At 72.7% G+C, this 14,467-nt stretch carries 8 protein-coding genes and 2 pseudogenes; 5 read left to right on the top strand and 5 right to left on the bottom strand.

Annotation, left to right across the window (positions count from 1 at the left end; all coding sequences use genetic code 11):
- The first annotated feature begins 220 nt into the window (after positions 1-220).
- Positions 221-1,768: a TULIP family P47-like protein gene (locus ABEB13_RS34630; RefSeq protein ID WP_345708641.1), complete on the top strand. Its 1,548-nt coding sequence runs from the start codon at positions 221-223 to the stop codon at positions 1,766-1,768.
- Positions 1,769-1,952: 184 nt separating this feature from the next.
- The gene (locus tag ABEB13_RS34625) at positions 1,953-3,599 is read left to right on the top strand and encodes a TULIP family P47-like protein (protein ID WP_345708640.1); all 1,647 of its coding nucleotides are present in this window, start codon (positions 1,953-1,955) and stop codon (positions 3,597-3,599) included.
- Between the two features lie 72 nt (positions 3,600-3,671).
- On the opposite strand, the gene ABEB13_RS34620 is transcribed toward ABEB13_RS34625, so the two are convergent.
- Complete coding sequence (locus ABEB13_RS34620; protein WP_345708639.1) at positions 3,672-4,106, bottom strand: polysaccharide deacetylase family protein; 435 nt, start codon at positions 4,104-4,106, stop codon at positions 3,672-3,674.
- A complete protein-coding gene (locus tag ABEB13_RS34615; RefSeq protein WP_345709927.1) occupies positions 4,013-4,774 on the bottom strand; it encodes a carbohydrate binding domain-containing protein in 762 nt (253 codons plus the stop codon). The genes ABEB13_RS34620 and ABEB13_RS34615 overlap by 94 nt, the downstream gene beginning before the upstream one ends.
- A gap of 258 nt (positions 4,775-5,032) precedes the next feature.
- On the opposite strand from ABEB13_RS34615, the gene ABEB13_RS34610 reads away from it, so the two are divergent.
- Positions 5,033-5,722, top strand: coding sequence for a VOC family protein (locus ABEB13_RS34610; RefSeq protein WP_345708638.1), 690 nt, complete (start codon positions 5,033-5,035; stop codon positions 5,720-5,722).
- Between the two features lie 69 nt (positions 5,723-5,791).
- Here the strand turns inward: ABEB13_RS34610 and ABEB13_RS34605 are convergent.
- Positions 5,792-9,249: pseudogene (locus ABEB13_RS34605) on the bottom strand (carbohydrate binding domain-containing protein).
- 719 nt (positions 9,250-9,968) lie between these two features.
- On the opposite strand from ABEB13_RS34605, the pseudogene ABEB13_RS34600 reads away from it, so the two are divergent.
- A pseudogene (locus ABEB13_RS34600) lies at positions 9,969-11,257 on the top strand (extracellular solute-binding protein).
- Positions 11,258-11,348: 91 nt separating this feature from the next.
- Positions 11,349-12,206, top strand: coding sequence for a crotonase/enoyl-CoA hydratase family protein (locus ABEB13_RS34595; RefSeq protein WP_345708636.1), 858 nt, complete (start codon positions 11,349-11,351; stop codon positions 12,204-12,206).
- A 27-nt stretch (positions 12,207-12,233) separates the two neighbouring features.
- Here ABEB13_RS34595 and ABEB13_RS34590 read toward each other — a convergent pair whose 3' ends face one another.
- On the bottom strand, positions 12,234-13,358 hold the full coding sequence (locus tag ABEB13_RS34590; protein ID WP_345708635.1) for a DUF3103 family protein: 1,125 nt from the start codon (positions 13,356-13,358) through the stop codon (positions 12,234-12,236).
- A 152-nt stretch (positions 13,359-13,510) separates the two neighbouring features.
- The gene (locus ABEB13_RS34585) at positions 13,511-14,425 is read right to left on the bottom strand and encodes an oxygenase MpaB family protein (RefSeq protein ID WP_345708634.1); all 915 of its coding nucleotides are present in this window, start codon (positions 14,423-14,425) and stop codon (positions 13,511-13,513) included.
- Between the last annotated feature and the right edge of the window lie 42 nt (positions 14,426-14,467).

The following is a 14,467-nucleotide window of genomic DNA, read 5'->3' as shown; positions in this document are numbered from 1 at the left end:
CGGACGCCGCAGTATGGCGCGGTGACCACGGTGACCGACAGTCACGGCAGGTGCCGGAAGAATCACACCCTGGAGCGGAACTCCGGTGCGCCCCCTGGCCGTTGGAACTGGTGTCGGGCAGCGCGCAGCGCGGGCACCGGTGGACGGGCGGGCGCCGGATCCCGCTGCCACCGCCCCGACCGCGAACCGGCCCTCGCCGCAGCCGTGTTCGGCCGTCGCGATGGCGAGCCGCCGGCCGTTCGGTCCGGCCGGTGGGCGTCTGCCGCGTGCCGGATCGCGTCGGGACCACCGCATTGAGCTGCGCGTCAATCGGCTGCCGATCCGGTGGCGATCGGCCGGGCCCACTCTGACATCAGGACGCCGCTCCCCCGAGCAACCGCGACGGACTCCTCCGCCCCTCCCAGGGGCTCCCCACGACCGTCGCAAGGAGAGCAGCGATGCAGGCGTTCCTGCCGAGCACCACCGCACGGGGCATCAGCCCGTGAACATCCACGGATGGGACACCGTGACAGCCGTGTCCGTCGCCGCGGTGAACCGCGCCCTGGCGGCCGACCGACCGGGCCTCGTCGCGGAGTTCACGGCGACGGGGACCGCGCTCGGGGGCTCCTACGCGATGCGGGGCACCTTCGGGGACTGGCAGGTGGTCGGCGGCGGTTCGGGCGACCTGCTGCGGATCTCGGTGCCCATCACCGCCGGCACCGTCCGGACGAACGGCGGGACGGCGATCGACCTGGCCGGGACCAGGGCCGTGCTGGAGGTCTCCCTGGACCTGCTGCCGGCCGCCGACGGCACCGTCCAGAACCTGGTCTTCGCCCTCCACGGGGCGGCGCGGCCCGGCGACACGCCGAAGCCGGGGGTGGTCACCCCGATCCGGCTGACGGCGCCCGCCGCCGTGACGGCACACCTGGGCGAACTCGGCGCCGATTCGGTCCTGGCCGGCGTCGCCCAGGCGCTGGCCGCCGACGCGGCCTCGGTCTCCCACGTCCTCGCCTCGGTGAACCTCGTCCCCCCGGGAGCCGGCGGCTGGCCGAGCCCGACCCACAGCACCTACGCCTACCAGGAACTCCCCGACGGCGCCGGGTACCTGTCGGTCCTCAGCACGACCGGCGGACGCGACGCGACCGGGCTGCCCGCCGTGGTGGACCCCGAACTGTTCGCCGCGGGCGGGGACACCGCCTTCGCGATCAGCCAGGACCTCTTCCTCGTCCACGTCCTCACCCCGGTGCTGCCGCGGCTGTTCGACGGCGCCGACGCGACGTGCTTCGACTGGGACCCGGCGACCCACGAGGTCACCGCGGCACGCACGTTCGCGATCGCGCCGGTCAGGAGCGGGGCCCTCGACTACGTCCCGCTGGTCGAGTCGGTCTCCGTCACCGTGAGCGGCGGGCTGATCGACCTCACCGCCCGCGGCACCTGCGACCTCGGCGCGCGGATCTCCATGGACTTCCGGTTCAGCAGTCGCCACCCGGTGACCGCCCGTCCGGGCTCCGAGGAGATCGGCTTCGCCGCCGATCCGAACCCGCTGTCCGAACACGCGGCCCACATCCCGTGGTGGGCCTGGCTGATCTCGCCGATCGGCGCGGGCGTCGCGGCTGCCGCGGCCTCGGCGGTCGCCGACGGCATCGCCGACCAACTCGGCAGCCGGTTTGGGACGGTGGGACTGCACGCGCTGCCGCCGCTGCCCGTCCGATCGCCGGGCATGCGGGCGGTCACCGTCACCTCCGTCAGGCTCGACAGCGCCCTGATGATCAGCGGCACCGCGGCCTGACCCGCCCTCCGGACCCGCACCTCGCCCACGCGCGCACGCACCTCGGCGCGCCCTCGCACGCACGTCCCCGGCCGGGCGCCGGAGCGCACGCCACGCGTCCGTCTCCGCACCGGCTGCGCCCACCCGCACGTACCCGTCGTACCCGCAACGTTCCCGTCCACCTCGTGCCGGCCAGGAGGCCACCATGAGCACCGTCCACGAGCTCTTCCCGCATCTGACCGAGGACCAGGTCGTCCGTCTCGCCGTCGAACTCGCCGAGCCCGGCGGGACCGCGGGGACGGTCCGCCCGCACTCCGCGCCGGGCGCCCTCGGCCACGACGCCCACCGCGCCCAGCCCACGCACCGCACCCACTCCACCCACCGCTCCCACCCGACCCACCGCGCGGGTTCCGTGGGTGACCCGGGCCAGGTGTACAGCACCAACGGCTGGGACACCGTCTACGTCGTCCCGCTGCCGCAGGTGAACGCGGCGATCGCCGCCGCCGGCTCGTCGCCCGCGGCATGGCAGAGCTCGATCCCGGCCACCGACTTCGGCCCGGCGATCGAGTCCACCGGCGCCTTCGGCACCTGGTCCCTGACCAGCGGCGGGTCCGGCTCCATCATCCGGATGAGGGTCCCGTTCACGGCGGACGTCACGATCGAGAACACGCCCCCGCACGAGATCAAAGTCGGCGGCGGCGTCGCCCACATCGAGGTGAAGCTGCACTACATCCCGCAGCCGCCGAGCGACGGCGCCCTCCCGCACCAGTTGAAGGTCCGCACGGTCGGCGGCCCGGACGACCCGGCCGTCACCGTGACCGACGTGAGCTACACCTCCCCCGCGTCCGAGGTCGGGCTCACCACCGCGCTGAAGACCCTGCTGCAGTCGTGGTTCAACGCCCACCTCGACGAGTTCGCGCATGTCTTCGCGACGGTGAACCTGAGCGACAAGGAGGACACGGCGGACGCCTTCGCCTGGCTGAAGCCGACCACGACCAGCTACGCCTACATCGACGGCACCACCCTCCAGGACTGCCTGCTCGGCGTGCTGTGCATGACCGAGCACCGGCCCGCGACGAAGGCCACCCAGCAGTTGGCACCGGGAGCCGTACCCGCGGGGGCGCAGGCGAGCTTCAACCTGTCGGTGGAGCGCTTCCTGACAAAGATGGCGCTGCCCGCCCTCCCGGTGGCGTTCGCGAAGGCCACCGCGGGCACCTTCGTCCTGGACGACAACAACGCCGAGATCTCGGCGAAGCAGCCGTTCGACCTGGACCCGGTGCGCATCGCGGGCCTGAACTACACCCCGCAGGTCGAGCGCCTCCAGATCACCGTGGAGGGCGACCGGATCAAGACCTACATGCTCGTGCGCACCCACATCTCGCCCGGCATCGACGCCTACTACGAGATGTGGCGCTACAACACCGTCGCCCTGGCCACCAAGGACGACGGCACGCAGTCGCTCACCTGGCTCGACGCGAAGCGCTCCGGTGACCAGGAGCCCAACCACTGGGTCGAGGTGGCCACCTGGGTGACCGTCACGGAGGCGATCGCGGCGATCATCGTCGCCGTGATCGGCGCGGCGGCCGCCGCGTCGGCCGAGGCGGTCGAGGGGACGATCCAGGTCATCCTCCTGGCGTCCCTGGTGGCGGGTATCGCGGCAGCGGTGGCGGTCATCATGGCGGAGACGCCGAAGTGGATCGCCGGGACAGTGCCGGACGCCATCCCCGCCATCGACCCGCTGGTCACCGGCGCGACCGAGCCGATCCGGTGGACCGACTCGACCGCCTTCAAGATCACCGCGGCCGGCATCAACGGCGGCCTCCAGCTGGGTGGTACGCCCTTCGCCGGCTGACCCCGGGCCCGGCCGCGAGTCGCCGGTGCCGCACCCTCTCCAGGGGTGTGACACCGGCACCGGGGCACGGCCTCAGTGGAGGTGGTCGACGAGTCCGGCGGGCTTCAGCCCTGCCGCGTCGGCGGCCGCCAGGGCACGCCGCAGGTCGTCGGCGAGGGTGTCGGTGAAGTGCATGATCACCACGTCGCCCGGCTGGAGCAGGCCGCCGTGGTAGATGTTCGCCGCGCCGAAGCTGAAGTCCGCGGTGGCGGTCACCACGGTGCGGATCCCGCAGTTCGCGGCGGCCTGCAGGGTGTCGGCGTCGTCACTGAAGTAGGGCGGCCGGAAGACGGTCGGCGCGGTGCCGTAGAGCCGCTGCTCGGTGTCCCGGGCGCTGCAGATCTCGGCCTGCTGCTCGGCGGCGGACAGCGTGGTCAGGTCGCGGTGCGAGACGGTGTGGTCCTGGATCGAGGAGCCGGGGACGGCGGTGACCTGCCGGAAGTAGTCCGGGTCCGTCCCGGCCGGCATCGGCAGCGGGAAGGCGGTGATCGGCAGTCGGTGGTCCGCGACGAACCGGGCCGCGGCCGGGTCCTCGTCCAGCCGTCGTCGATGGTGAAGAACACCACCTTGTCGTCGGTCGGCACGTTCCAGGTCGCCCGGGCCGGGTCGACGGGCGGCCCGTCGAGGGTGACGTCGTCCGCGGCGAACCCGCCCTGGCCGTACCAGCCGTGCAGGTAGAGGTGGACCGAGGTGACGTCGGCGCCGGTCGTGAAGCTGGTCGTCAACAGGTGCCAACTGCCGCCGGTGGAGGCCGTCCAGGCGGGCGGAACGTCGTGGCCGGTGCCGGTGGCGCCGAGGAAGACGTATGAGCCGCGCACCCAGGCGGAGAGCGTGTAGGTGGTGGCCGGACGGACGGACAGGGTCTGCCCGCACTCACCGGTACTGGAATCCCCCGCCGGGGTCACCGCCAGGGCGGAGCCGCCGCTGTGGGCCGCGGTGGTGACGGTGGCCTCGCCCGCGCCGCAGTTCCATCCCGGGATCGAGCCCCAGTCGGCCAGCGGCAGGGTGGGGATCTCGAACCCCGGGTTGGTGGCGAGGTTCACGGCGGGCGGCGCGTCCGCGTGGGCGGACGCGACCACCGGGCCCAGCAGGCCGATGGCGGTGCTCGCGGCAACGGCCGCGAATCTGCGCAGCATTGAGGACACGAAGGTGCTCCTGGGTGTGGGGGTGACCGACGTGAGGGTGCAGACGTGCCCTGGGACGTGCTGGTGGGGGCGGTGCTGTCCCGGCTTGCCGCACGCAGGCCGAGGCACACAATGGACTGGACCAGACTGCCCGTCAAGGGAATCCCCGGTGAACGACGGCACATCTGATGCATCGTCACCTTGGCGCTGGGCGGCCGACTGCCACGGCCACGCCACGGCCTGTCGGGGCCGCGCGGTACCGTGGGGCGCATGACCGAGACGGAGAGCAGGATCCGGCCGCAGCAGTTCCACGGGACCGCGGGCCTGGCGGACTGGCGGGTGCTGGGCGAGGGCGCGTGCGCGTACTTCCGCACCGGGTCGCTGGCGGTCGGCGCCCGGTTCGCGCAGGCCGTCGCCGAACTGCCGGAGGCGGGGAGCGGCCACCCGGACATCGATCTGCGGCAGGACGGCGTGACCGTCCGCCTGATCACGGTCACGGACGACTTCTACGGACTGAGCACGCGGACGGTCCGGCTGGCCCGGGAGATCTCGGCGGTGGCGCGGTCGCTGGGCGTGCCCGCCGACCCGTCGGCCGTGCAGACCGTCCAGGTCACCGTCGACGTGCTCGACGGCGCGGCGGTGGTGCCGTTCTGGCGCGCCCTGCTCGGCTACCGGGACCGGGCGAACAGCCCGGAGGACCTGATCGACCCGCAGCGCCGCGGGGCGCCGTTCTACTTTCAGCAGATGGACACGCCGCGCCCGCAGCGCAACCGGGTGCACGTGGACGTCTGGGTGCCGTACGACCGGGCCGAGGAGCGGATCGCGGCGGCGATCGCCGCCGGGGGCCGCCTGGTGAGCGACGCGTACGCGCCGTCGCACTGGGTACTGGCCGATCCCGAGGGCAACGAGGCCTGCGTCGGCGTGGCGGGCCCGCCGGCGTCGGAGCCGGATCACGCGTGACGGGCACGCCGGGCCCGGACACGGCACCGGCGGATGCCCGCTGCGGGGCGTCCGCCGGTGCCGTGGCGGCTACTTCAGGTACGGGCCGTCGGTGCCGATCTTGCCCGGCGCGGGGTTGCCGGGCAGATCGAGGACGTAGACCCGGAGGTTGCCCTTGCCGGGGGCGGCGATCGCGAGGGTGCCGTTGGTGACGACCTTGACGTCACCGGTGACGGCGTCCTTGTAGGTGCCGTTCGGGATGCCGGTGAAGGTCGCACCGTCGGTGACGGAGACCAGCGCGAAGCTGTCCACCCCCGTGGCGGCGTCGGTGTAGCGGCGCTTGAAGCTCATCCCGCCGCCCTGGACGCCGTCGGTGGAGTACTGGCCCATCTGCAGCGCCGGGATCGCCCGGCGGATCTGGTTGAGCCGCTGGACCTGCTTGACCAGCGGCTGCTGCAGCGTGGTGGCGACCGCACCGCTCGCGCCGGAGACAACGGAGAAGTCGGACGCGGTCACCGTGCCGTCGATCTTGTCGCCGTAGTACGCACGGCCGGTGGTCGCCAGCGGGCAGGTCGGCCCGCAGTCGATCGTCTTGCCGGCCTGGAACTCGATCTCCGAGCCGTAGTACAGGGTCGGGATGCCGCGGAACGTCCACATCAGCGCCATGTTCTCGGCCCAGGCGTCGGTGCCGCCGGTGTAGCGCACCGAGGACTTGTTCGGACCGTAGTCGTGGCTGTCGACGTACACCACGTTGTAGGTGGCGTCATTGGTGGAGTCGTCGGAGTCCTTGCCGTTGTTGAACGCGTTGTGCGCATCACCGAAGTTCATGTGCATGCGCATGTCGATGATGTTCATGCCGGAGAACATCGAGTGGTCCGGCGCGTGGTACGTGTTGCCGTTCAGGAAGGCGTTGGTGGACGTCGGCTGGTTCCCGGTGCCCAGCTGCTCCTCGTAGTTGTACTGGTCGAGGGCGGCCTGGGTGTCGTCCGCGGTGTACTCCTTGCGCTCCTTCCAGGTGTAGAACTGCGCGGAGTGGTTGACCGAGCCGCGGTTCCACTTGTCGTTGACGAACGCCGCGACCTCGCCCAACACGAAGAAGTTCTGGCCCTTCGCCGGCCCCCAGTCCTGCGCGACCCGCTGCTGGATCGCGGGCAGGAAGCGGCGGTTCCAGGTGACCCGGGGGATGTGCACGGCGGTGTCGACGCGGAAGCCGTCCACCCCCATGTCGATGTACTTGTTGTAGGCGCCGATCAGGTAGTTCTGCACCTCGGGGTTCTCGGTGTTGAAGTCCGCCAGGTCGTCCGCCAGCCAGCAGGAGCGCGAGTCCTCGCCCTCCCAGTTCCCGATCCAGCACTGGTGGTAGTACTTGGCCGGGAACATCCCCGATGTCGGGGACGGCCACTGGCAGTTGTAGATGGTGTAGCCCTCGGGGCTCTTGCTGCCGGTCGGCGTGCCCCAGCCGACGCAGGTGGAGTCGGCCGGCTTCGCGGTCGACCAGAGGTCGCCGTTGTAGTACGACTTGCCGCTCTTCGGGTCGACCGTCAGGCCGTCGTACTCGAAGCCGTCGTTCTTCTCGTCGTAGTACCAGGACCACTGCGAGTCCCGGACGCCGTAGACGGTCGGCACGTACAGGCCCTTGGCCCCCAGCGCGAGCTGTGGTTGTAGACCACGTCCTGGTAGATCTTGATGTTCTTGGCGTGCGCGGCGTTGATCAGGTCCTGGTACGAGGCGCCGGCCGACTCGAGCCGCGGATCGACCTTGTAGAAGTCCCAGCCGTGGTAGCCGTGGTAGTCGTAGTCGGAGCGGTTCAGCACCACCGGGGTGATCCAGATCGCCGAGAACCCGAGGCCCTTGATGTAGTCGAGCTTCTGGACGAGACCCTTGAAGTCACCGCGGAACATCGGGTCGTTGTTGGCCGCGTTCCCGGACTTCACGTCCTGGCTGCCGCCCCGGTTGTTCGAGCTGTCACCGTCGTAGAACCGCGCCGTCAGCACGAAGTAGATCGGGTCCTTGCGCGGGTCCGTCCCCAGGATCTGCCCCTGGGTGGCCGGCGGCGGCGCGCTGCCGGTCGTGGCGGTGGCGGCCGCGGAGGCCGCCGAGACGTTCCCGGCCGCGTCCAGCGCCTTCACCGTGTAGGTGTAGGCGGTGTTGGGCTCCAGGCCCGCGTCGGAGTAGACCGTCGAGCCGAGGTTGTAGACCATCGAGCCCTTGGTGCCGCCGCTGCGCGAGACCTGGTACCCCGTCACACCCGTGTCGTCGGTGGACGGGTTCCAGGTGAGCACGATCGAGGTGTCGGTGGCCGAGGCCGCGACGCCGCCGGGCACGCTGGGCGCCGTGGTGTCCGGCACGACCGCCGCGCAGGGGTCGGCGGCGTTCGCCGTCACCTTGCCGTTCTGCACGGTGCTGGTGCCCGCCGCCACCACGTAGTTGGCGCCGTTGTTGTTGTCCCAGGTGCCGTTGCCGTTGTTGAAGGTGGCCGCCATCGTCGAGGCCGTCCCCAGCGACACGGTCTTCTTGAACCAGCCCGGACAGGCCGCGTCCATCCCGATGCCGGGGACGGCCGTCCACGCCGCCCCCGCAGGCGCGTAGTGCAGGTTGACGATGCTCCAGTTCACCACCGCGGTCGAGTAGAAGACCGTCGCGCTGTTGCCGCTCGCCGTCGGCGAGGCGCTTGCGCTCGGCGTCACCGACGCGGAGGCCGAGGCGGAGGCGGACGGCGAGGCCGACGGGGTGGGCGAGGCCGAGGCGGAAGGGGAGGGCGACGGGCTCGCGGTGGCCCCGGCGCAGGGGTCGGCACTGCCGATCACACCGTCCTTGACGGTGACCGTCCCCGTCCCCAGCGCGTAGTTCTTCCCGCCGTTGTTGTCCCAGGTGCCGGTGCCGTTGTTGAAGGTGGCCTGGAGGCCGGCGGCGGTGCCCAGGTCGACGGTCTTCTTCACCCAGTCGGTGCAGGCGGCCTCCATCGCGACACCCGGCACCGTCGTCCAGCTGCCGCCGTCGGGCGCGTAATGCAGGTCGTAGGCCGACCAGTTGCGGGTCTTGGTGTAGTAGTAGACGGTCGCCGTGGTGCTGCTCGGCGTCGGGGTCGGGCTCGGTGACGACGTCCCGGTGCCGTTGTCGGTGCCGCAGGGGTCGCTGTGGGCGATCACGCCGTCCTTGACGACGACCGTGCCGGTGCCGAGGTCGTAGTTCTTCCCGCCGTTGTTGTCCCAGGTGCCGGTGCCGTTGTTGAAGGTGGCCTGGAGGCCGGCGGCGGTGCCCAGGTCGACGGTCTTCTTCACCCAGTCGGTGCAGGCGGCCTCCATCGCGACACCCGGCACCGTCGTCCAGCTGCCGCCGTCGGGCGCGTAATGCAGGTTGTACGACGACCAGTTGCGGGTCTTGGTGTAGTAGAACACCGTCGCGGTATTGCTGGTGGTGGCGGTGGTGGCGGCCGAGGCCGTGACGCCGCCCAGGTTGGCGGTCGACAGCAGTGTGGTGACCAGTCCGGCCACGGAGGCGAGGACGACGGCTGTGGGCCGTCGTCGGCGACGTGATAGCGGTGTCAAAGGGACCCCTCGGATCGGTGCCGCAGGCAGGGGGAGCCCGGCTCCACCGTGCCCGGACACCGGGGCAGCGTGGGGCGAGGAGCACGGGATCGGCCGGAACGGCGAGGACGGAGACGTGTGGGCAGGAGGGCCTGAGGCCGCGCTCCCTGCCCCGCAGCTCCCGAGCCGGCCTGTGGACCGGCTGCCCGGACGGGCGGCTGCGAACGCGGTCCCCACCGTGACCGCCACCCCTTGCGCAAGTCACTGCAAGAAGCATCACGAGATTACTGAGCCCCGCTCCCCCGTGTAAAGAGTGCGTTACCGGGTGGATACCCGACGCCTCGCGATCGGGCGACCACGGGCCACTCCCGCCGAATCGTGCATGCCGGCCCGCCACCGGAGTCCGGTTCGAAACTTTTTGCAGAAACTTTCAGATATCCCGGCCGAAGTCTTGACGTACCGATCCGATCCCGGGCATCGTCCTCAGCGGCCGACACCATCCCAGCCGGCCACCCGCCCGCGGCCCCCTCCGCGGGCTCGCTCGGGCACCCCACCGCCCGAACGCGCACCACCCGCTGCTCCCCCACCCCACCCTCGCACCTGCAGTGAACTCCCCACCGGGCCGGCCCTGTTCACTCCCCCACCCATCCATCCCCGTCCTCGTCCGCGCTCCGGGCGCAGGACCGGACGGCGCCCGCCGGGCGCCCCGCACCACGCCCCCGCCACCCCAAGGAGTCACCATGCGCCGTGGCATCGCCCCCTCGCCCTCGCCGCCGCGCTCACCGTCCTGCTGAGCGCCTGCGGGTCGGCCGTCGGCGGCACCACCGGTTCCGCCGCGAACGCCACCGGGCCGGTCACCATCACCTGGTGGGACACGTCCGACGCCGTCAACGAGTCACCGGCCTTCAAGGTCCTGGTCGCCGACTTCGAGAAGGCCAATCCGGATGTCAAGGTCAGCTATGTGAGCACGCCCTTCGACGGCGCGCGGGACCGCTTCCAGGCCGCCTCGGACGGCAAGGGCGCCCCCGACGTGCTGCGGGCCGACGTCGGCTGGACGGCCGGCTTCGCCAAGGCGGGCTACCTCGCCCCGCTCGACGGCACCCCCGCCGCGGCCGACAGCGCCAAGTTCCAGCCCCAGCTGATCGAGCAGGCCACCTACCACGGCCGGCTGTACGGCATGCCGCAGGTGACCGACACCCTGGCACTGATGTACAACAAGGAGCTGTTCGCCAAGGCCGGCATCACCAAGGCCCCCGCCACCTGGGACGACCTGCGGACGGACGCCGCCCGGATCAAGCAGCGCACGGGGGTGGACGGCTTCGCCTTCCACCCCCAGGACTACTACGCCATGCCGTTCCTGTACGGCGAGGGCACCGACCTGGTCGACGTCGCGGACAAGCGGATCACCGTCAACTCGGCGGCTGCGGTCCGGGCCGTCGACACCATCAAGGACCTGGTGTCCTCCCCCGGCGTCATGGAGATCGACACCAGCGACAAGGGCTACGCCAACGTCATGACGGCCTTCAACGGCGGGCAGGTGGCTGCGATCATCCAGGGGCCGTGGGAGAACGCCAACGTCTTCCAGGGATCGGCGTTCCAGGCCAACGGCAACCTCGGCATCGCGCCCGTCCCGGCGGGCGGCGCCGGCCGGCCCGGAGCCCCGCTCGGCGGTCACAACCTCGTCGCCTCCGCCCGCAGCGACGCCGCGCACCTGGCCGCCGCGGAGCGCTTCATCGCCTTCATGACCTCCGCCAACTCGCAGACCTTCACGGCGGTCAAGAACGCCACGCTGCCCACCCGTGCGGACGCCTACACCGCGGACGTGACGTCCAACCTCGGCATCGCCGGCTACCAGAAGGTGCTCCCCGCCGGGCGTCCCCGCCCGGCACTCGCGGAGTACAGCCTGCTGTACGGTCCGTTCGGCACCGAGCTCATCAAGATCCTCAGCGGCCAGGAGTCCACCCGGCAGGGCCTGGACAAGGCAGCCGCCGAGGCCCGCAAGCTCCTCCCGGACTACGCCGCCCAGTGACCGGGTGGCGCGGCGGGCCGGCGGCGGTGTGGACGCGGCGGGCCGGCGGCGGTGTGGACGCGGCGGGCGGGCCGCGGTTAGGGTCCGGGCCATGTCAGCCGTCGATCCGGCCCGTCGCGCCCCCGCACCGCACCCCGCCGACGCGCACCGCGAGGAACCACCCCTCGCGGTGCGCGTCGAGCGGGACGGCCCGGTGTTCACCGTGGTGCTGAGCCGCCCGGCGGCCCGCAACGCGGTGGACGGGCCGACCGCAGCCCTGCTGGCCGACGCCTTCCGGGAGTTCGACGCCGACCCGGACGCCGCCGTCGCGGTGCTCTGGGGCGAGGGCGGCACGTTCTGCGCCGGTGCCGACCTCAAGGCGGTCGGGACGGAGCGCGGCAACCGGGTGGCCGCCGATGGGGACGGGCCGATGGGCCCCACCCGGCTGCGGCTCGGCAAACCGGTCATTGCGGCCGTCGCCGGTCACGCCGTGGCCGGGGGTCTGGAACTCGCGCTCTGGTGCGACCTGCGGGTGGCCGAACAGGACGCCGTGTTCGGGGTGTTCTGCCGCCGCTGGGGCGTCCCGCTGATCGACGGCGGCACCGTCCGGCTGCCCCGCCTGATCGGTGAGAGCCGGGCGATGGACCTGATCCTGACGGGCCGCCCCGTGCCGGCCGAGGAGGCGTACGCGATCGGCCTCGTCAACCGGCTGGTGCCGCCCGGCGAGGCGCGCCGGGCGGCGGAGCAACTGGCCCGGGAGATCGCCGCTTTCCCCCAGCTGTGCCTGCGGCACGACCGGCTGTCGGCCCGCGAGCAGCACGGACTGTCCGAGCCGGCGGCGCTGGCCGCGGAGTACCTGCACGGCGTCGTGCCGCTGACGGCCGGTGAGACCGCGGCCGGTGCCGCCAGGTTCGCGGCGGGGGCGGGGCGGCACGGCTCCTTCGGCGGCCCGGGGCCCGCCGCCGGCTGAGCGCGGCCGGCGGCGGACCCGGACGGGTCAGAACGCCTCGACCCAGTACGGCTCGACGGTCATCCAGCCGTTGCCGCGGGCACCGTCACGACGCCCGGAGTCGCCGCGCGCCAGGGTGTACCAGGACTCCACGTAGTCCGGGTCGTCCGTCCACCAGGAGGTGGGCATCGCCGCGAGGATCGCGTTCACCAGCGGGATGTACGCGCCCTGGTCGGTGATCGTGAGCAGGGCGGCCGCCAAGGCCTGCGCGAGTGCCAGGTAGTTGGTGTCGCCGTCGTCCTCCATGAGCACCGCGTCGGCCAGGTTGTACTTGTAGTTCGACCAGTTGACCAGGATCTGGTTGGGGCGGTAGACGGTGCCGTCGTAGTCGAGGTACGGCATGTCGACGGTGTCGACCCGGGCCTTGCCGTCCTGGCCGAAGCCGGTCACCAGGGCGAACATCTCGGCGGCGCCCTTGAACCAGGGCTCCTCGTCGTCGTTCACCTCGATCCCGGTGATCTTCGTGGCCCACCAGCCGCCCGCAGCCGTGGCGGCCGGGGCGGCGGACGCGGGCCGCGCCGCGGGGGCGAGCGTGCGCCGGAGCAGCTCGCTGCCGCGGGCCAGCGCCCTGCTGACGTCGATGTCGACCAGGTAGACGGGCTGTTCTGGCACCCGGGTGGCGTCGAGGGTGTGGGCGGCGCCGTGGCTGTCGTACGCGACGAGGGTGGCGGCCCGGTCGCTCGCGGGTGCGGCGGCGACCCAGGGGGCGGCGCCGGCGTCGAGCCGGGCGCGCATCGCCGGGGCGCCGAGCCGTACGCGCAGCAGGGAGCCGGTGGCGGTGTCGAGGCCCTTGGCGGCGAGGATCCGGGCGTCGGCGGCGGCGACCTCGGCGGCGAGCCGCCGCCCGGCGGCATCGGGCCGCTGCGCCGTGAGCGCGGCGAGGTCGAGGTCGTCGCCGGTGCGGGCGGCGGCTGCCAGCCGGTCGCGCCAGGCGGCGTCGCCGAGCGAGGCCGCGAGGGCGCGGGCGGTGCCGTCCTCGGCGGCGCGGACGGCCGTTCCGGCCGGCCGGGCGGTCTCGGCGGTGGCGGGTCGGGCGGCCGCGGACGGGGCCGCGACCCCGAGCAGGACGGCCAGGACGGCGCCGACGGCGGCGCCTCGCAGGGTCGTGGGCATGGTCGGCTGGTCCTCCGGTGCAGGGGGCGACGGCCGCGACCGCGGGGCAGCGGTCGCGGCCGTCCGAGGGGCCTTGCGCGGGACGGGCCGGACCAGCGAAGCAACAGCGCCGTGTGCGCGTCAAGAAGGCGGGCGAATATTCCGACGGATCGTCAGGTCGGCTTAACCGCAGCGTCGTTCACGACCGGGAGCGGTTCACCACGGCGACTGTCGGGGTCCAGGGTTGCCCACCGCCCGCGGGCCGCCACCAGGTGCGGCCCCTCCCGCCAGGCCGACGGCACCCGGATCAGCGCGGCGCGCACCGCCCGCGCCTCCAGGGTCGCGACGTGGTCGGTGAGCCGCCAGCCCGGCAGTCCGTACATCCGGCGCGCCCACGCGGGCAGCATCGCCACCGCCAGGCCGACCAGCCCGCCCCAGGCCGGCATGGCCGGGGCCGCCAGCAGCGCCCGGCCGCGCAGCGGGGGCAGGAAGGCGAACCGGACCGCCTCCCGGGCCGCCGGGGTGACCAGCAGATCCGGCCGCACCCGGGCGTTGTAGGCGTCGAGTTCGCGGACGGAGGCGGGTACGGGGACGTCGTCCGGGACACCGACCAGCCGTGCCACGGCGACCTGCTCGCGCAGATAGGCGTCGGCCGCCGCCTCGTCGATCCCGAGTCCGGCGCGCCGTGCCACGTCCAGGAACGAGCCGACCTCGCTGCAGTGCACCCAGAGCAGCAGCTCCGGGTCGTCCGCCCGGTAGGACCGACCGGTCACCGGATCCGTGCCGCGGACGTGCTCGTGCACCCGCCGCACGCGCTCGACCGCCTCCCGGACCTCCGCGCCGTCGCCGTAGGTGACCGCGCCGATGAAGAACGCCGTCCGGTACAGGCGGCCCCACGGGTCCTCGCGGAACGCCGAGTGCCGTGCGACGCCGGCCATCGCCAGCGGGTGCAGGGCCTGGAGCATCAGTGCCCGCAGGCCGCCCAGCAGCATCGACGGATCCGCATGGACCCGCCAGGAGACCGAGTCGGGGCCGAAGAGCCCCTCGGCCGGGATCCGGAGGTCATCCGCCGCTCCGTCGCCGCCCATCCACCGCCTCCGATCGGTCGGGGCCGGTCGGCCCCGCGGGGG

Origin of the sequence: Kitasatospora paranensis (assembly GCF_039544005.1) — a bacterium.
In the GTDB taxonomy this organism is placed as follows: Bacteria; Actinomycetota; Actinomycetes; order Streptomycetales; family Streptomycetaceae; genus Kitasatospora; species Kitasatospora paranensis.
The sequence above is the reverse complement of the archived record's forward strand: the minus strand, read 5'-3'. Positions and strand labels throughout refer to the sequence as shown.

Coding starts and splice junctions, on each gene's coding strand:
- ABEB13_RS34590 (WP_345708635.1), bottom strand. CDS start 13,358: ATGCCCACGACCCTGCGAGGCGCCGCCGTCGGCGCCGTCCTGGCCGTC.
- ABEB13_RS34585 (WP_345708634.1), bottom strand. CDS start 14,425: ATGGGCGGCGACGGAGCGGCGGATGACCTCCGGATCCCGGCCGAGGGG.
- ABEB13_RS34615 (WP_345709927.1), bottom strand. CDS start 4,774: ATGCTGCGCAGATTCGCGGCCGTTGCCGCGAGCACCGCCATCGGCCTG.
- ABEB13_RS34620 (WP_345708639.1), bottom strand. CDS start 4,106: ATGCCGGCCGGGACGGACCCGGACTACTTCCGGCAGGTCACCGCCGTC.
- ABEB13_RS34610 (WP_345708638.1), top strand. CDS start 5,033: ATGACCGAGACGGAGAGCAGGATCCGGCCGCAGCAGTTCCACGGGACC.
- ABEB13_RS34630 (WP_345708641.1), top strand. CDS start 221: ATGGCGAGCCGCCGGCCGTTCGGTCCGGCCGGTGGGCGTCTGCCGCGT.
- ABEB13_RS34625 (WP_345708640.1), top strand. CDS start 1,953: ATGAGCACCGTCCACGAGCTCTTCCCGCATCTGACCGAGGACCAGGTC.
- ABEB13_RS34595 (WP_345708636.1), top strand. CDS start 11,349: ATGTCAGCCGTCGATCCGGCCCGTCGCGCCCCCGCACCGCACCCCGCC.